The organism is Methylobacterium sp. Leaf111 (assembly GCF_001423285.1).
Lineage (GTDB): Bacteria > Pseudomonadota > Alphaproteobacteria > Rhizobiales > Beijerinckiaceae > Methylobacterium.
Genome location: NZ_LMNE01000005.1, coordinates 87,076 through 104,123 on the forward strand (window position 1 = coordinate 87,076; position 17,048 = coordinate 104,123).

A 17,048-nucleotide genomic window follows, 5' to 3' on the forward strand; every position below is an offset into this window, starting at 1 on the left:
GGATCGATCGGGATAAAAAATACAGAACGGGGAGGCGATTGCGTCCGCGCGCCGCCCCGTGCAAGGGCTGTCCGGATAAGGATGTCCGGCCACGCTTGGCTGGCGCCAAGCCGCTTGGCCGGAGCCAAGCATCTGCGGAGGCCAGCCCCGATGGAAGACCGTCCCCTCGCCGACCTGTTTCCGCCCGCGACCCGCGCGCGCTGGCTCGGCCTCGTCGACGGTGTTCTGAAGGGCGGCGACTTCGAGAAGCGCCTCGTCGCGAAGACCGCCGACGGCATCCGCATCGAACCCCTCTACGACGCCGCCGCGCCGGTGGCGCAGCCGGTGCGGGCCCCCGGCCCGTGGCGCGTGGCCCAGCGGGTCGACCACCCGGACGGCGCCCAGGCGAGCGCCCTCGCCCTGGCCGATCTCGAGGGCGGCGCCGACGCCCTCACCCTGGTCTTCGCCGGCGCCCCCTCCGCGCGGGGCTACGGCCTCACCGCCACCACCGCCGCCGACCTAGACGCAGCCCTCGGCAACGTGATGCTGCCGCTGATCGCCACCCGGCTCGATGCGGGCGCGCGCGGGATCGAGGCCGCCTTCCTGATCCGGGACGTGGTCGCGGCCCGCGGCGAGACCCTGAAGGGCCTCGACCTCGACCTCGGCCTCGACCCCATCGGCACCCTGGCGGCCGGCGGGTCCCTGGCGGAGGATTACGGCGCCGAGATCGCCCGCACCCTGGCGGCCTTCGACGCGGAGGGCTTCTCGGGACGCGCCTGCCTCGCCGATGGCCGGCCCTACCACGAGGCCGGCGCCAGCGAGGCGACCGAGCTCGCGGCCGTGCTGGCCACCGCGGTGGCCTACCTGCGCGCCCTCGAAGCCAACGGGCACCCGCTGGAGCGCGCCCGGGAGGCCGTGGCGGTGCTGCTCACGGCCGATGCCGACGAGTTCCTGACCATCGCCAAGTTCCGGGCCATGCGCCGGCTCTGGGCCCGGGTGGAAGCGGCCTGCGGCCTCGACCCCCGGCCCCTGCGCCTCCATGCCGAGACCGCCTGGCGGATGATGACCCGGCGCGACCCCTTCGTGAACATCCTGCGCACCTCCATGGCCGCCTGCTCGGCCGGCCTCGGCGGCGCCGACGCGATCACCGCCCTGCCCTACACGGCGGCCCTCGGCTTGAGCGACGCCTTCGCCCGACGGGTGGTGCGCAACAGCCAGATCGTCCTCATCGAGGAATCGAACCTCGCCCGCGTGGCCGACCCGGCCGCCGGCGCCGGCAGCTTCGAGACCCTCACGGGCGAGCTGACCACGGCTGCCTGGGCCGCCTTCCAGGCCATCGAACGCGAGGGCGGCCTCGTCGCGAGCCTGCGGGCCGGTGCGATCCAGGGACGGATCGCCGCGACCCAGGCGACGCGGGCCCGGAACGTCGCCACCCGCCGCGAGGCCCTGACCGGCGCCAGCGAATTCCCCTACCTCGCCGAGAAGCCCGTCACGGTGCTGGACGTCGCCCCCGTGGCGGCGCCGCCCGCCGCCGGCTTCGGCAGCGGATCGGCCCTGATCGCCCCGCCCCTGCTGTCCCTGCGCCTCGCCGAACCCTACGAGGCCCTGCGCGACGCCTCCGACGCGGCGCTGGCCGCGAGCGGTCGACGCCCCGCGGTGTTCCTGGCCAATCTCGGACCCGTGGCGGTCTTCAACGCCCGCTCGACCTTCGCCGCCAACGCCTTCGCGGCCGGCGGCATCGAGGCGGTGAACCAGGAGGGCTTCACCGATCCGGCGGCCCTGGCCGAGGCCTTCCGGGCCTCGGGCGCCCGCATCGCCTGCCTGTGCTCGTCCGACGCGCTCTACGCCACCCACGCGGTGGAAGCCGCCCGCGCCCTCAAGGCGGCCGGGGCCAGCACCCTGTACCTGGCCGGCAAGGCGGGCGACCTCGCAGCCCCCCTCAAGGCGGCCGGCGTCGACGGCGAACTCCATGCCGGCGGCGACGTTCTGGCGCTGCTGACGGGAGCGCTGGCGCACGCGACGAACGCGTAAGCGCGCAACCCTGGGGCGGTCGCGCTCGTTCTCGGCCCAGTCGAGTCGAAACACGAACGGATTCCCATGCGACGCGCAACCCTCGCGGTGACCACCCTTGCCCTCCTGACCGCCTCCGCCGGGGTCGCGGATGCCGCCAAGAAGAAGGTCCAGGTGCCCAACCGCTACGACGGCACCTGGAGCATCGAGGTGGTCACCCTCGACGGTCCCTGCGACCGTGCCTACCGCTACGGCGTCCAGATCCGGCGCGGCGAGGCGAGCTATGCCGGCGGCGAGTTCAACATCAACGGGCGCGTCTCGCAGACCGGCGCCGTGCGGGCGGTGATCTCCCGCGGCAGCGACGCCGCCGACGTGGTCGGTCGGCTGGGCCGCTCGGGCACCGGCAACGGCACCTGGAACACCACGGGGCTGATCGCCTGCAGCGGACGCTGGAACGCCGAGCGTCGCGGCTGAGGCCGCGCGTCGCGGCTGAGGCCGCGCCCAGGATGGCCCTGTGATGGGCGCGCCACAACCGCGCGCCGATCGTCGTCGGACCGCCCGGTGCCGGACTTCTGCCCTTCTCCGGACCAAATCGCTGGTGAATACTCGCGTCGGATCGAGATCGATTTCGCACGGGGCTTCCGACGATGAAGGCTTTGCTGTTCGGCGCTTTGGTGACGACCGTGGGATGGGGCGCCGCGGCGGAGGCGGCAGGGCGCAATCCGGCGCAACCGCACGGGGTCATGTCCCCCCTCGAGCGGGCGGCGACGGAGTGCTTCGCCGAGACCGTGCTGTCCAACCCCGCCGCGACCCGGCACGCCCGCGCGGGCCGCTGGTACGAGGCCGCCGGCGTCACCGGCTTCCTGTGCCGCCCGGAGGTCGACGCGATGATCCAGGCGCATGATCGCCTCTACGGCCGCGGCACCGGCGCCCGCTACTTCCAGACCGCCTACACCCGCCATCTCGGCCAGCAGCTCGCCGAGCGCCTGCAGCCGATGCTGGAGCGCAAGTCGATGGCGAGCGCCGAGCCGCCGGTCGACAAGGTCGAGGCCCAGGACGGGGACAAGCCGGCCGAATAGGTCGACTCCGCCCGAAACTTCTCCCGCCGATGGCCTCCGTTAACCGGCCTCCCCTTAGCGTGATGACGAGAGGACATCTCGAAGCCGGGACGGCATTGCTGGCGATCCGTACCTGCTCCGGGCTGAACACCTTGGCGCGAACGGGGCACGCCGCGTGAGTTCTGACGACGATCCCATCGACCCTCTGCCGACGCCGCACCGCCCGCGCCTGGCGTCCGCCGCCCTCCGGCTGGCCACCCGGGCGGTCGACGCCGCTGCCGCCCAGCGCTGGCGGGACACCGCGACGATCCTGACCCTCCGGGGCGAACTCGCCGCCCAGGCGGCCTTGATCCAGCGCCAGGCCGACGCCCTCGCGGACATGACGCGCATCTTCGAGGCGGCCTCGGCCGAAGCGCGGATCGGCCTCTGGCAATGCGACCTCCCGGACGAGTCCCTGCGCTGGAGCGAGGGGGTCTACGACCTCTTCGAATTCCCGCGCGGATCCCCGGTGAGCCGGCCGGAGACCCTCGCCTGCTACACCGAGGAGGCGCGACGCCACCTCGTGGCCGTTCGAGCGGAGGCGATCGGCCGGCGCTCCCCCTTCACCCTCGATGCCGAGATCGTCGCCGGCCGCGGCAGCCGCCGCTGGATCCGCATCACCGGGTCGGTGGAGACCCGCGCGGGCGTTCCCGTGCGCCTGTTCGGGTTCAAGCAGGACATCACCGAGCAGAAGCTCAGCGCCGACCGCACGCGCTACCGGGCGGAATTCGACCGCATGACGGGCCTGGCGAACCGGTCGGTCTTCGACGAGCGCCTGGCGCAGCTGTCGGAGAGCGGGGCCCTGTTCCTGGTCGACCTCGACGGCTTCAAGGCGATCAACGACACCTACGGGCACGCCGTGGGCGATGTCTGCCTGCAGGAGGCGGCGCGGCGCCTGCGGGCGGCCTGCCAGGAAACGGACCTCGTCGCCCGCATCGGCGGCGACGAGTTCGCCGTCCTCGTGGAGCGGGAGGCCGACGGGCCGTTCTGCGAGGCGATCGGCCGGCGGATCGTCGCGGCCATGCGCGACCCCTACCACCATCGCGGCGTCTGCCTGCGGTTCGGAGCCTCCGTGGGCATCGCCCGGGCCGCCGCCTCGGCGCCGGCGGATCTCTTCACCCGCGCGGACGCGGCCCTCTACGCGGCCAAGGCCGCCGGCCGCGGCACCCTGCGCATGGCCCTGCCGCGCTGAGGACGCGTCCGCCCTCAGGCGGGCAGGACGACCACCTTCGTCTTCACCGGCGTGCGGGCGTAGAGGTGGATCATGTCCTGGCTCAGCAGGCCGACGCAGCCGCTGGTGATGCCCGAGCCGATCGTGTCGGGCTCGCTCGAGGCGTAGATCGTGTAGAGCGTGTAGGCGCCGTTCTGGTAGAGGTGCAGGGTGCGGGCGCCGAGGGGGTTGTCGAGGCCGCCCGGCATGCCGCGGGCGTACTTGGCCGCCTCGGGCTGGCGCCGGATCATCTCCGCGGGCGGGGTCCAGGTGGCCCATTCGGACTTGCGCCCGACATAGGCGTCGCCGCTCCAGCGGAACCCGTCGCGGCCGACATTGGCGCCGTAGCGCGTCGCGGTCCCGTCGCCCTCGACGCGGTAGACGTAGTAGTTGGCCGGATCGACGATGATCGTGCCGGCGGCCTCCTGGGTCGGGTACGGGACCGTGCGGCGGAAGTATTTCGGATCGACCCTGCTGATGTCGGTGGCCGGGATGGGGAACCTCTCCTCCGGCATCGGGCCGTAGATCTTGGCCGCCTCGGCGCGCAGGACGCCGTCCGAAGAGACGCAGCCGGCGAGCCCGAGGGCGCCGAGGCCGGCCCCCGTACCGACCAGGAAGGACCGGCGGCTCAGGCGGCCCATTCGCCCGTCCGTCGTGCCGGACTCAACGTTCCTCGTGTCCCTCGTCATCGCAGGCGTCCCGTCTTTCCGTCGCGCGACGGGCCGACAGATCGCCCGGGTCCGCGCGGCCCCTATGGCCAAGCTGACAGTGCCGGTCCCCGGTCCGGCTGGCAAGCCGGGCGCCGGGGGCGGACGTCAATCGCGAGCAGGAACCGACCGATTGCGTCGCGGATGTGGCCGGGCGGGCTCCGGCGGCGCCTCAGCCGGGGGCGTCCGGGGCGGAGCGCTTGGCCCGGCGCAGGAACGGCAGCCCCGTGGAGGGCTGGCCGCGGGTCGCCTCGTGCATCTTCGCGATCCGGATGAAGCGGCCATAGGCGAGGACGCTGGCCATCACGAAACCGTCGAGGCCGGCGAGGAAGAAGCGCCGCAGGATGTAGAACTTCAGGAAGTTGAGGGGGTACTCGAACACCAGCCGCAGGCCGGTCTCGAAGCGCGAGCCGATCGGCTGCGTGTCGGCGGCGAGCTGCCCGACATAGTTCGACTTGGCGATGGCGTGGTTCCAGTCGCGAAAGGTGTGGTGCCAGACCACGGACCGGATCGTCACCGGCTTCGCGTCCGTGGTGATCGCGAGCTTGTCCCAGTTCGGGTTGTCGGTGGTGCGGGCCACCCGCCGGTCGTACAGGTAGATGTTCTCGGTGCAGAAGGCCCAGGGCGAAGGGCGCGCGTGGTGCGGCAGCACCATCGCCTTGCGGACGATCATCAGGGACGGAATGTCGCCCCCCTGGAAGATCCCCCGGATCTCCCGCACGATCTCCGGCGTCAGGATCTCGTCGGCATCGACGCTGAAGACGTGGTCGTGCCGGCAGAGGTCCTCGCCGAAGCGCCGCTGCGGCCCGAACCCCTTCCAGGGGTTCACCACCACCCGCGCCCCGAGGGCCTCGGCGATGGACACGGTGGCGTCCGTCGAACCCGCATCGATGACGAGGATCTCGCACCGGAGCGGCAGCACCGAGCGGAGGCAGGCCGCGATGCGGTCGGCCTCGTTCAGCGTCCGGATCAGGACGGTGAGCGGGATGGGGGCGTTCGGGTCCCGGTGCGGATCCACGGTCGGGCGGCCCGGCTCAATCGTCCATCTTCAGGGCGGCGATGAAGGCCTCCTGCGGGATCTCGACCTTGCCGAACTGGCGCATCTTCTTCTTGCCCTCCTTCTGCTTGTCGAGGAGCTTGCGCTTGCGCGAGATGTCGCCGCCGTAACACTTGGCGGTCACGTCCTTGGACAGGGCCTTGATGGTCTCGCGGGCGATGATCTTGCCGCCCAGCGCCGCCTGGACCGGGATCTGGAACAGGTGGCGGGGGATCAGGTCCTTCAGCTTCTCGCACATGGCGCGGCCGCGATGCTCGGCGCGGGTGCGGTGGACCAGCATCGAGAGGGCGTCCACCGGCTCGGCATTGACGAGAATCGACATCTTGACGAGGTCGCCCTCGCGGTAATCCGAGATGTGGTAGTCGAACGAGGCGTAGCCCTTGGAGATCGACTTCAAGCGATCGTAGAAATCGAACACCACTTCGTTGAGCGGCAGGTCGTAGACCACCATGGCGCGCTTGCCGACGTAGTTCAGATCGACCTGGGTCCCGCGCCGGTCCTGGCAGAGCTTCAGGACGCCGCCGAGATACTCGTCGGGGGTGAGGATGGTGGCGCGGATCCACGGCTCCTCGATGGCGGTGATCTTCATCACGTCCGGCATGTCGGCCGGGTTGTGCAGCTCCTTGATCGTGCCGTCCGTCATCTGCAGGCGGTAGACCACGGAGGGCGCCGTGGAGATCAGGTCGAGGTTGAACTCGCGCTCCAGGCGCTCCTGGATGATCTCGAGGTGGAGCAGCCCGAGGAAGCCGCAGCGGAAGCCGAAGCCCAGCGCGGCGCTCGTCTCCATCTCGTAGGAGAACGACGCATCGTTGAGCCGGAGCTTGCTCATGGCGCTGCGCAGGGTCTCGAACTCGGCCGCGTCCACCGGGAAGAGCCCGCAGAACACCACCGACTGCACGTCCTTGAAGCCCGGCAGCATCTCCTTGCAGGGGCGCTTGTCCTCGGTGAGCGTGTCGCCCACGCGGGTGTCGGCCACCTCCTTGATCGAGCCGGTGAAGAAACCGACCTCGCCGGGACCGAGCTCGCCGATATCGGCCATCTTCGGCCGGAACACGCCGATCTTGTCGACGCCGTGGACGGCATCGGCCCGCATCATGCGGATGTTCATGCCCTTCTTGAGCACGCCGTCGACGATGCGCACCAGCACGACGACGCCGAGATAGACGTCGTACCAGCTGTCGACGAGGAGCGCCTTCAAGGGCGCGTCGCGGTCGCCCTTGGGCGGCGGCAGGCGCGTCACGATCGCTTCCAGCACCGCCTCGATGTTGAGGCCGCTCTTGGCCGAGATCGCCACGGCCTCGGAGGCGTCGATGCCGATCACCTCCTCGATCTGGGCGCGGATGCGCTCGGGCTCGGCCGCCGGCAGGTCGATCTTGTTGAGGACCGGCACGATCTCGTGGTTGGCGTCCAGCGCCTGGTAGACGTTGGCCAGCGTCTGCGCCTCGACGCCCTGCGAGGCGTCCACCACCAGCAGCGAGCCCTCGCAGGCGGCGAGGCTCCGGGACACCTCGTAGGCGAAGTCGACGTGGCCGGGGGTGTCCATCAGGTTGAGGACGTAGTCCTTGCCGTCCTCGGCCCTGTATTCGAGCCGCACGGTCTGCGCCTTGATGGTGATGCCGCGCTCCTTCTCGATATCCATCGAGTCGAGCATCTGCTCGCTCATATCGCGCAAGGCCACGGTGCCGGTGGTCTGGATCAGGCGATCCGCGAGGGTCGACTTGCCGTGGTCGATATGGGCGACGATGGAGAAGTTGCGGATGTTGTCGATGGGGGTCGTTGTCATCGAGGATGCGATCTCCGGCGCGCGCGGCCCGACGTCCAAGGGACGGACCCGGCGCACGGTTTCTTGGAATGGGAAACAGGTCGCCCGCAGATAGCAGTGCCGGCTCCGTGCGCCAAGCGCAGGCCCGGTGCGCCAAGCGCGCGCCGGACGCGGCCGGGGGCCGAGCCCGGCCCGGGCTTGCGGCGGCCCGCGATTTCCGGCTGATTCCCCGCGCCCGCCGATTCGCGACGGTGGCCGCATCCTCGGAGCCGAGCCAGAACCATGAACCCGTTGGAGGGCGCCGGGCCGATGCCGGAGCTGGGCCACGTCCTCCTGGTGGAAGACGACGACGGCCTGCGCATCCTGGTGAGCCGGGCCCTGCGCGACAGCGGCTACCGGGTCACCGGATGCCGGAGCGGCGCCGAGATGTGGCGGCTCCTGCCGGAGGGCGGGGTCGACCTGATCCTCCTCGACGTCATGCTGCCCGGTGCATCGGGCCTCGACCTGCTGCGCGCCCTGCGGGCCCGCTCCACCGTGCCGGTCATCGTCGTCAGCGCGCGCGGCGAGGAGGCGGACCGGGTGCTGGGCCTGGAACTCGGGGCCGACGACTACATCGCCAAGCCGTTCGGGCGCCCGGAGCTGCTCGCGCGCATCCGGGCGGTCCTGCGCCGCTCCGTCCTGGCGCCGGCGGCCTCCCTGGGCGGCGAGACCCTCGTCTTCGCGGGTTGGCGCCTCGACCTGCGCAGCCGGGCCCTGGTCGATCCGGACGGCGCCGGCGTCGACCTCTCGGGCGCGGAATACGACCTCCTGCTGGTGTTCCTCGACCATCCCGGGCGGGTCCTCGGCCGCGAGCAGATCCTCGAACTGTCCCGGGCCCGCCTCGGCTCGCCCTCCGACCGCAGCGTCGACACCCTCGTCAGCCGCCTGCGACGCAAGCTCGACCCGCCCGAGGGCGAACCGCCGGTGATCAAGACGGTGCGGGGGTCGGGCTACATGCTGGCCGCGAAGGTCGAGCGCCGGTGAGGCGCCTGTTCGCCCTGTCGCGCAGCCTGGAGGCCCGGACCCTCGTCGTCCTCCTCGTGGCCATCCTGGCGGTGCATGGCGGGGCCCTGCTGCTCTATCGCCGATCGGCGGCCGCCGCCTCCGCCGAGGCGTTCGCCGCCCAGGTGGCGACACAGCTCGCCCTGGCCCGCGAGGCGGTGATGCGGCGCCCGCCGGCGGCGCGCAACGCCGAGGCCCAGGCCCTGTCCAACCCCCATTTCGAGGTCGCCTGGACGGACGCCCCCGCCCCGGCCGGGCGACGGAGCGACCCGGCCCTGGAGCCCCTGCACCAGCGCCTGACCGCCCTCGACCCCAGCCTCGGCCCCAACCTCTCCCTGGTGATGGAGGGCGACGCGGACCCGCTCCACCGGCTCGATCTCGGCGGCACGCTGGCGCTCCCGGACGGCAGCCAGCTGACCTTCCACTCCGCCCACGCCTCGGGCATGGCGCTGAGCAATCCCTGGGCCATGCTGGCCACCGCGATGGCGATCCTGGTCGGCCTCGCCGCCGTGCTGCTGACCCACCGGATCGCCCGGCCCCTGCGGGCGCTCGGCCACCTCACCGGGCTGATCGGCCACGCCGTCGGCCAGGGCCGGGTGGTCCCGGTGCCCGAGGTCGGCCCCGACGAGACCCGCGCGATCGCCCGCGCCCTGAACGGCATGCAGATGCGCATCCGCGACCTCGTCACCGAGCGGACCCAGGCCCTCGCCGCCGTGTCCCACGACCTGCGCACGCCGATCGCGCGCCTGCGCCTGCGCCTCGACGGCGTCGCCGACGACGGGCAGCGGCACGCGATGGCGTCCGACCTCGACGACATGCAGGCGATGATCGACTCGACCCTGGCCTACCTGCGCGGCGATGCCGATCCGGAGGTCCGGCGGGTGACCAACGTCGCCAGCCTGCTGATGAGCATCGCCGATGCCGGGCAGGATGCCGGACACGCGGTGGTGTACGAGGGGCCCGGCCGGGCGCTCGCCGCCATCCGGCCGGTTGCGCTCCGGCGCGCCCTGGACAACGTGGTCGACAACGCCGTCCGCTACGGGGACCGCGCCCGGATCGGCCTGGCGCTCGCGGACGCGAGCCTGGAGCTCTGGATCGACGACGACGGTCCCGGCCTGCCGGCCGACGCGGTCGACCGGGCCTTCGCGCCGTTCACCCGCCTGGAAACCTCCCGCAACCGCAACACCGGCGGGACCGGCCTCGGCCTGACCATCGCCCGCCGGGTGATCGAGGCCGAAGGCGGCCGCATCGGCCTGGAGACCCGGTCCGGCGGCGGCCTGCGGGTGCGGATCACCCTGCCGCGCCCGGTGGGCTGAGGCGGGATCGGATCGGCGACGCGGGCGCGCCGCCGCGTGCCACACTTCGTCACGGACCCGGCATCGGGCAGCCAAACGCCTCGGCTACATCAGGTCTCGACGCAGCCGACGGGGCTGCGGGACACGAGGACGAGACCATGTCGCGCATCAGCATCACCCTTCTCTCCCTGGCCCTGATGACCGCCCTGGCGGGACAGGCCTCCGCCACGGAGGGCAACGGAAACTCCGAGAACCCGTCGCAGGCCGTCCCGAATACCGGCGGCGTCTCGGGCGGCCCGAACCACCACACCGAGCGCGGCGCGCCCGCCACGATGCCCGAGAGCGGCAAGCCCGTGCAGGCGGCCAAGGACGGCCACACCCACACCCACGCCAAGACGCACTAGCAAGACAAGAAATGAGGGCGCGACACGACGGAAGGGCGCGACGGAGCCTGCAGGGCCGAACGCCGATCCGAGCGTTCGGCCCGGCGCCCCCGGTCCCGCGCAAGGGTCCGGGCCCGCGCCTAATCCGCCGGCGCGCCGTCCCCGGCCCGGACCTGGGCCGCCATCGCCACCAGGGCCTTGCGCAGGGCGCCCATCTCACGGACCGGCTCCGGGTAGAGCACCCGCGCGGTCCGGTCGCCGGTGAGGAGATCCATCCCCTCCGGGTCGAGGCCGGTGAGCCGCCACGGGCCGGGCTCGGCTCCGGCGGCCTGGGCATAGAGGGCGAGGGCGTCGGCGTGGTCGGCGTTCATGTGCGCGACGGCCCCTTCCTCCCCCGCCACCAGCCCTTCCGCGCCGGTGAGGTCGAGGCGCAGCTCGTCGGCCGTCAGCACGGCGGCCTTGGCGAACCCGCCGTTGAGGTGCCCGGCCGTGGGCGCGAGGGCGAAGAAGCCGAAATCGGGGAAGTCGGCGTAGAGCTTCGACTTCGGATGCCGGGCCACGAAGCGGGCGCGGGCCCGCGGCTCCAGGGTCTGGGTCACCCGTCCCGTGACGGTGAGGCGCGGATGGGCGAGCGGGTCGCCCTTGCCGCCGGCGCTGAACAGCAGCGAGGCGCGCGGGTCCTTCAGCAGGTTGCGGGTATGGGCCGAGAGCCGCGAGAGCAGCATCAGGGGCGTGCCGTCGACATCCGTGGCGATGGTCACCAGGGAGGCGAAGGGCGTGCCGTCCTCCGGGTCGAGGGTGGCGAGCGCCCCGGAGCGGATGCTGCGCAGGAGATGGCGGGCGAGGCCGATCGCATCGAACGGCGCCTCGGAGGCCGGCAGCGGCACCGCCGGCCCGCGCCGCTCCCCCCCGGTCCTGGTCTCGCCTTCGGCCATCTTGGTCTCGCCTTCGGCCATCTTGGTCTCGCCCTCGGCCATGAAGATCCCCCTCGATTCGGTGCCCGCGGACCGGCGCTCAGGCCGTGTTCAGCCGCCGGATCATAGCCAGGGTTCGGGGCTCCGCACGAGGGCACCGGACTGCGGCCCGTTGGCATCAGTCAAGCGCCAAACGAACAAACGACCGAGGTCGCTCGCTTTTTCAGCATATTGCCATTACACAGCCTGACTCTCCGCGCGAACGCGGCCCGCCTCCCCGGCACGGTCGCCACCGCGTTTTTGCCGATCTCTGCCCTCTGTCCGCGACGGAGGATGGGGTGGGATGCGGAGGGGCTGGCGCCATCAGACGTCCGCCGAGCCGCATCCGAGCAACAGGACACGCGCATGCCGACCATCGCCCTCGTGGACGACGACCGAAACATCCTCACCTCCGTCTCGATCGCGCTCGAGACCGAGGGATACCGCATCCAGACCTACACCGACGGCGCCTCGGCGCTGGACGGCCTGAAGCATTCCCCGCCCGATCTCGCGATCTTCGACATCAAGATGCCGCGCATGGACGGGATGGAGCTTCTCAGGCGTCTGCGGCAGAAATCCGACCTTCCGGTGATCTTCCTGACCTCGAAGGACGAGGAGATCGACGAACTGTTCGGCCTGAAGATGGGCGCCGACGACTTCATCCATAAGCCGTTCTCGCAGCGCCTCCTCGTGGAGCGGGTGAAGGCCGTGCTCCGGCGCTTCGCTCCGAAGGACGGCCCGGGCGCCGCCGCCCGCGAGGCCGATGCCGCCGCCCGCTCCCTGGAGCGCGGCCTCCTGATGATGGACCCCGAGCGCCACACCTGCACCTGGAAGGGCGAGCCCGTCACCCTGACGGTGACGGAGTTCCTGATCCTGCAGGCCCTGGCCCATCGCCCGGGCGTCGTGAAGAGCCGCAACGCCCTGATGGATGCGGCCTACGACGACCAGGTCTACGTCGATGACCGCACCATCGACAGCCACATCAAGCGCCTGCGCAAGAAGTTCAAGGTCACCGACACGAGCTTCGACATGATCGAGACGCTCTACGGCGTCGGCTACCGCTTCAAGGAGAGCTGAGGCCCGGCCCGGGCCTCCATTCCCTCCCGCAACGCTGTTCCCTCACCACCGGACGCTCGTGGCCACCACAGATCAAGGCGAAATCCCGTCGCGCGGCATGCTGGGCTGGCCGCGCCAGATCTGGAACGGGATCGGCCAACGGGCCTCGTCGAGCCTGACGCGACGCATCGTCGTGCTCAACCTCGTCGGGCTGATCGCGCTCCTGTTCGGCTTCCTCTACCTGAACCAGTTCCGCCAGGGGCTGATCCAGGCGCGGGTGCAGAGCCTCCTGATCCAGGGCGAGATCATCGCCGGCGCCATCGCCTCCTCGGCCTCGGTCGAGACCGACACGATCCGGATCGACCCCGACAAGCTGCTCCAGCTCCAGGCCGGCGAGGCCGAAGAGCCTTCCTCCCTCCTCACCTTCTCGCTGAACCCGGAGCGGGTGGCCCCGCTGCTGCGGCGGCTGATCACGCCCACCGGCAACCGCGCCCGGGTCTACGACCAGGAGGGCGGCCTCCTGTTCGACACCCGCACCCTCTCGGCGCGAGGCGAGATGAACCGCAGCGACCCGGATGTCCGGCCACGCAAGCGCACCTGGCTGGAGAAGGCCTGGGAGGGCGTGCAGGCGAAGCTCGGGACGAAGCTCGGCGGCGACGGCGCGGCCCCCGGCGTCGAGGATGTCGGCCCGGCCAGCGGCCACGGCCTGAAGGAGGTCCAGGTGGCGCTCACGGGGGCCCGCGGCACCATCGTCCGCCGCAACCCGGCGGGCGAGACCATCGTCTCCGTGGCGGTGCCGATCCAGCGGGCCAACTCCGTGCGCGGCGCCCTGCTGCTGTCCACGCAAGGGGGCGACATCGACCGCGTCATCGCCTCGGAGCGCTTCGGCCTGCTGCAGGTCTTCCTGATCGCCGCGGCGGTGATGCTCGTCCTCTCGATCCTGCTCGCGGGCGCCATCGCGGGGCCGGTGCGGCGCCTCGCGGATGCGGCCGAGAAGGTGCGGCTGGGCATCAAGTCCCGCGAGGAGATCCCCGACTTCACCGGGCGCACCGACGAGATCGGCCACCTGTCGGGGGCCCTGCGCGACATGACCCAGGCGCTCTACCGCCGGATCGACGCCATCGAGAGCTTCGCGGCCGACGTGAGCCACGAGCTGAAGAACCCCCTCACCTCGCTCCGCAGCGCCGTCGAGACCCTGCCGCTGGCCAAATCCGATGATTCGCGCGGGCGCCTGCTCGCCATCATCCAGCACGACGTGAAGCGCCTCGACCGCCTGATCTCCGACATCTCCGATGCCTCGCGCCTCGATGCCGAGCTCGCCCGCGCCGAGGCCCGCCGGGTCGACATGCGCAAGCTGATGACCACCGTGGTCTCGGTGGCCAACGAGCGCCGGCGCCCGAAGGACGCGGCGATCCAGTTCGACGTGGACACGCCCGCGGGCGAGATGGACGCGCCCTTCACGATCTTCGGCCACGACAGCCGCCTCGGCCAGGTGGTGAACAACCTCCTCGACAACGCCCGATCGTTCTCGCCCCCCGATGCCAAGGTGCGGGTGGCCCTGCGGCGGGTGCGCAGCGACGTCGAGCTCATCGTCGAGGACGAGGGCCCCGGCATCCCCGAGCACGCCCTGGAGCGGATCTTCGAGCGCTTCTACACCGACCGCCCGGAGCAGGGCTTCGGCCAGAATTCGGGCCTCGGCCTCTCGATCTCGCGCCAGATCGTCCAGGCTCATCGCGGCACGATCCGGGCCGAGAACCGGCCAGGCCCGGCCGACGAGGACGGCGAGCCGACGGTGCGCGGCGCCCGCTTCATCGTCCGCCTGCCGGCGGTGACCCGCTGAGCGAGGAGGCCGGCCGCGCCATGGGCGATCCGTCGAGCCGCACCGATTCGGTGCATGCCACCTGCATCGCGCTGGGCGACGCGGGCGTGCTCATCCGGGGAGCGTCGGGCGCCGGCAAGTCGACCCTCGCGCTCCTCCTCCTCGACCGGGCGGAGCTGATGCAGGGGTCGGCGCACCTCGTGGCGGACGATCGGGTCCGGCTGACCCGCGCGGGCGAAACCGTGGTGGCCCATGCCGACCCCGCCCTCGGCGACCGGATCGAGGTGCGGGGCCTCGGCCTGCTCCGGGTCGCGGAGGTCCTGCCCCGCGTTCCGGTTCGCCTGGTGGTCGACTGCGTCGCCGACGCCCCGCGCCTGCCCGAGAGCCCCTTGAGCCGCACGCCGCTCCTCGGCCTCGACCTGCCGGCCCTGCGCCTCGACGCGGCCCTGCTGCGCTCCGGCCTCGCGCCGCGCCTCGTGCTCGATGCCCTGGCCGCGTGCTCCGGCGTGGCAAGCGGGACGCACCGTCCGGTCTTGCGTCTGCCGCCGCTCCCGAGACCGTAGCGCCGGTGCCACCAGCGTGGCATGATGATGACGTTCGAGCACACAAAATGCCGCATTCACCTTGCGCTCGACCTTGCGCTGCACAAAATGGCGGCTCCGCTCACAAGGCGTTGGAACCCGCGTCGATGATTGGAATGGTGCTCGTCACCCACGGGCTATTGGCGACCGAGTTCAAGGCTGCCCTTGAGCATGTCGTCGGGCCGCAGAAACAGATCGAGACCATCACCATCGGTCCCGAGGACGATATGGAGCTGCGCCGGCTCGACATCATGAATGCGGTCAGCCGCGTGAATACCGGCAAGGGCGTCGTCGTGCTCACGGACATGTTTGGCGGCACGCCCTCGAACCTCGCCCTCTCGTGCATGAACGGCGGCCAGGTCGAGGTGGTGGCGGGCATCAACCTGCCCATGCTCATCAAGCTCGCCAGCGTCCGCGATGCCGAGCCCCTCGGCGACGCCGTCCTCCACGCCCAGGAGGCCGGCCGCAAGTACATCAACGTCGCGTCGCGCGTGTTGGCCGGCAAATAGGCTTTCTTCCCTTGCCGCCACGGCTTACAGGCAGTCTCGGGCCCCTGGCATGAGCGGTGGGCCGGCCGAGGCCGCAGGATGCGGCGCGGCGCGCCAGCGAGGGGACGGCCGACGCCCATGAGCTACGACGACGACGCCGAGGACAGCCTGCCGCCGGTGCCCGAGGGCGGGCTGATCCAGGTCCTTCCGATCATCAACCGGCGCGGCCTGCATGCCCGGGCCTCGGCCAAGTTCGTCCAGACCGTCGAGCGTTTCGATGCCGCCGTCACGGTGACCCGTTCGGGCGAGACGGTGGGGGGCCGCTCGATCATGGGCCTCCTCACCCTTGGCGCCGCGCAGGGGACCTCGATCGCGGTGGTGACCTCGGGCGGCGACGCGGAGGCCTGCATGACGGCGATCACCGACCTCCTCGCCAACAGGTTCGGCGAAGACGAGTAGGCGGAGGGGCGCGGCGCGCTCCCCTCAGGCGCGGCGGCCGAACCGCTCCGGCACCCCCTCGCCCGCGACCTGTCGCCAGAGAACGGCCTGCGCGCCGTGGCCGAGCGTGATCGCGGCCGCGACGATGGCATCGTTTCGCCGGGTCAGGGCGACCGTGGCCTGCCGACGCTGCGCGAACAGCCGCGTCACCACCCGCACCAGGGCCGCCTCCGACGGATCGCCGATGATCGGGGCGGACGAAACCTCGGCATCGAGGAGCAGGAACTCCTCCACCGCATCGCGGACGAGGCCCGGCTCGCTGACCCGCTCGACCTGCGCCGGGTTCGCCCGCACGCCGACGAGGCTGTGGGCCGGGATCCCGGCGCGGCGCGGGACGGCCCGGAGCGGGGCGATGGCGGTCTCCGGCCTAGGCGCGGCCACGGGCTCGAGCGCCAGGACGGCGCGGGGACGCAAACGGCGCAGGCAATCGGCCACGGCCGCGCGCACGGGCTCGAAGCAGGCCGGGGCGATGGCCGGGGTGAGCGTCGTGCCATGGGGCTGCCAGAGGCCGATCCGCTCCTGGCCCCAGAGGGTGTGCGGCATCGCCAGCGGCAGCACGGCGGCGAGCTGGTCGGGCCCCTGCCCGGTCGCCCAGGCGAGGGCGAAGACGAGGTCGCGCCCTCCCGCCTGATGCTGGGCCACCGACAGCAGGTGGTCGGGATCGGACAGGACCGGATCGGCGACCCGGGCGCGCACCAGCAGCGCACGCCACGCCGCGATCTCCGCCTCGCTCACCGCCGCCGCCCGGCGCAGGTCGACGCGCCAGGACACGGATGCCCCGATCGGCGAAGCGGGCGCGCGCTCGGTGGCATCAGCCAGAGAAGCGCCAGCCACCGAACCCGCGACCACCGAACCTCCGGCCGCTGCGCCGCCCTCGATCACCGTGAAGCGCTGTCTCATGTCCCGATCCGATCCCGCCGACGTCCCATTCCGGGACACTGGGGCGCCCCGAGGCGCCAGTCGGCATTAAGATTTCAAGATCGGTGCCGCCCGTTTCCGGACGGGGTGCCTCCTAGTGGTTAAGGTCTGACGGTTGAGTCCGCGTGGGGTTTCGGTTTGAGGCCTGTCCTGCGAGTCTGGCGGGATGCGCAGTGGCATCTCCTTCACGCTCT

At 71.8% G+C, this 17,048-nt stretch carries 17 protein-coding genes; 12 read left to right on the plus strand and 5 right to left on the minus strand.

The features are described 5' to 3' along the window. Positions 1–150: 150 nt before the first annotated feature. The 4 genes from ASF41_RS06525 (at position 151) to ASF41_RS06540 (ending at position 4,278) form a co-directional block, all read left to right on the plus strand. Complete coding sequence (locus ASF41_RS06525) at positions 151–2,010, plus strand: methylmalonyl-CoA mutase family protein (protein ID WP_056491786.1); 1,860 nt, start codon at positions 151–153, stop codon at positions 2,008–2,010. 66 nt (positions 2,011–2,076) lie between these two features. After that, positions 2,077–2,463: a hypothetical protein gene (locus ASF41_RS06530; protein ID WP_056491789.1), complete on the plus strand. Its 387-nt coding sequence runs from the start codon at positions 2,077–2,079 to the stop codon at positions 2,461–2,463. Positions 2,464–2,636: 173 nt separating this feature from the next. Continuing rightward, positions 2,637–3,068, plus strand: coding sequence for a hypothetical protein (locus tag ASF41_RS06535; RefSeq protein ID WP_056215101.1), 432 nt, complete (start codon positions 2,637–2,639; stop codon positions 3,066–3,068). A 154-nt stretch (positions 3,069–3,222) separates the two neighbouring features. Beyond that, entirely contained in the window at positions 3,223–4,278 is a 1,056-nt protein-coding gene (locus tag ASF41_RS06540; RefSeq protein WP_244479581.1) for a sensor domain-containing diguanylate cyclase, read from the plus strand. A gap of 14 nt (positions 4,279–4,292) precedes the next feature. Here ASF41_RS06540 and ASF41_RS06545 read toward each other — a convergent pair whose 3' ends face one another. The 3 genes from ASF41_RS06545 to lepA all read right to left on the minus strand — a co-directional run bounded on the left by ASF41_RS06545 (position 4,293) and on the right by lepA (position 7,843). Next, the gene (locus tag ASF41_RS06545) at positions 4,293–4,985 is read right to left on the minus strand and encodes a L,D-transpeptidase (protein WP_056215097.1); all 693 of its coding nucleotides are present in this window, start codon (positions 4,983–4,985) and stop codon (positions 4,293–4,295) included. 190 nt (positions 4,986–5,175) lie between these two features. Then, positions 5,176–6,021, minus strand: a complete 846-nt coding sequence (locus tag ASF41_RS06550) for a glycosyltransferase family 2 protein (protein ID WP_082487559.1) — start codon at positions 6,019–6,021, stop codon at positions 5,176–5,178. A gap of 16 nt (positions 6,022–6,037) precedes the next feature. Continuing rightward, complete coding sequence (lepA, locus tag ASF41_RS06555) at positions 6,038–7,843, minus strand: translation elongation factor 4 (RefSeq protein WP_056215406.1); 1,806 nt, start codon at positions 7,841–7,843, stop codon at positions 6,038–6,040. Between the two features lie 261 nt (positions 7,844–8,104). On the opposite strand from lepA, the gene ASF41_RS06560 reads away from it, so the two are divergent. The 3 genes from ASF41_RS06560 to ASF41_RS06570 all read left to right on the plus strand — a co-directional run bounded on the left by ASF41_RS06560 (position 8,105) and on the right by ASF41_RS06570 (position 10,562). Then, positions 8,105–8,845, plus strand: coding sequence for a response regulator transcription factor (locus ASF41_RS06560; RefSeq protein WP_056491792.1), 741 nt, complete (start codon positions 8,105–8,107; stop codon positions 8,843–8,845). Next, on the plus strand, positions 8,842–10,179 hold the full coding sequence (locus tag ASF41_RS06565; protein WP_056352643.1) for an ATP-binding protein: 1,338 nt from the start codon (positions 8,842–8,844) through the stop codon (positions 10,177–10,179). The genes ASF41_RS06560 and ASF41_RS06565 overlap by 4 nt, the downstream gene beginning before the upstream one ends. 137 nt (positions 10,180–10,316) lie before the next feature. After that, positions 10,317–10,562 (plus strand): hypothetical protein, encoded by a 246-nt coding sequence (locus ASF41_RS06570; RefSeq protein ID WP_056491795.1) that lies wholly within the window; start codon positions 10,317–10,319, stop codon positions 10,560–10,562. Positions 10,563–10,681: 119 nt separating this feature from the next. Here ASF41_RS06570 and ASF41_RS06575 read toward each other — a convergent pair whose 3' ends face one another. Then, complete coding sequence (locus ASF41_RS06575) at positions 10,682–11,476, minus strand: HugZ family protein (protein ID WP_056275705.1); 795 nt, start codon at positions 11,474–11,476, stop codon at positions 10,682–10,684. Positions 11,477–11,860: 384 nt separating this feature from the next. On the opposite strand from ASF41_RS06575, the gene ASF41_RS06580 reads away from it, so the two are divergent. The 5 genes from ASF41_RS06580 to ASF41_RS06600 all read left to right on the plus strand — a co-directional run bounded on the left by ASF41_RS06580 (position 11,861) and on the right by ASF41_RS06600 (position 15,897). Next, positions 11,861–12,571: a response regulator transcription factor gene (locus ASF41_RS06580; protein ID WP_055947774.1), complete on the plus strand. Its 711-nt coding sequence runs from the start codon at positions 11,861–11,863 to the stop codon at positions 12,569–12,571. A gap of 97 nt (positions 12,572–12,668) precedes the next feature. Continuing rightward, on the plus strand, positions 12,669–14,390 hold the full coding sequence (locus ASF41_RS06585; protein ID WP_082504117.1) for a sensor histidine kinase: 1,722 nt from the start codon (positions 12,669–12,671) through the stop codon (positions 14,388–14,390). A 20-nt stretch (positions 14,391–14,410) separates the two neighbouring features. Continuing rightward, a complete protein-coding gene (locus ASF41_RS06590) occupies positions 14,411–14,932 on the plus strand; it encodes an HPr kinase/phosphorylase (protein WP_056491801.1) in 522 nt (173 codons plus the stop codon). A 125-nt stretch (positions 14,933–15,057) separates the two neighbouring features. Then, positions 15,058–15,459, plus strand: a complete 402-nt coding sequence (locus ASF41_RS06595) for a PTS sugar transporter subunit IIA (protein WP_055947765.1) — start codon at positions 15,058–15,060, stop codon at positions 15,457–15,459. A gap of 117 nt (positions 15,460–15,576) precedes the next feature. After that, positions 15,577–15,897: an HPr family phosphocarrier protein gene (locus ASF41_RS06600; RefSeq protein ID WP_056491804.1), complete on the plus strand. Its 321-nt coding sequence runs from the start codon at positions 15,577–15,579 to the stop codon at positions 15,895–15,897. Between the two features lie 24 nt (positions 15,898–15,921). Here ASF41_RS06600 and ASF41_RS06605 read toward each other — a convergent pair whose 3' ends face one another. Then, complete coding sequence (locus ASF41_RS06605) at positions 15,922–16,836, minus strand: hypothetical protein (RefSeq protein ID WP_056491807.1); 915 nt, start codon at positions 16,834–16,836, stop codon at positions 15,922–15,924. Positions 16,837–17,048: the final 212 nt, after the last annotated feature.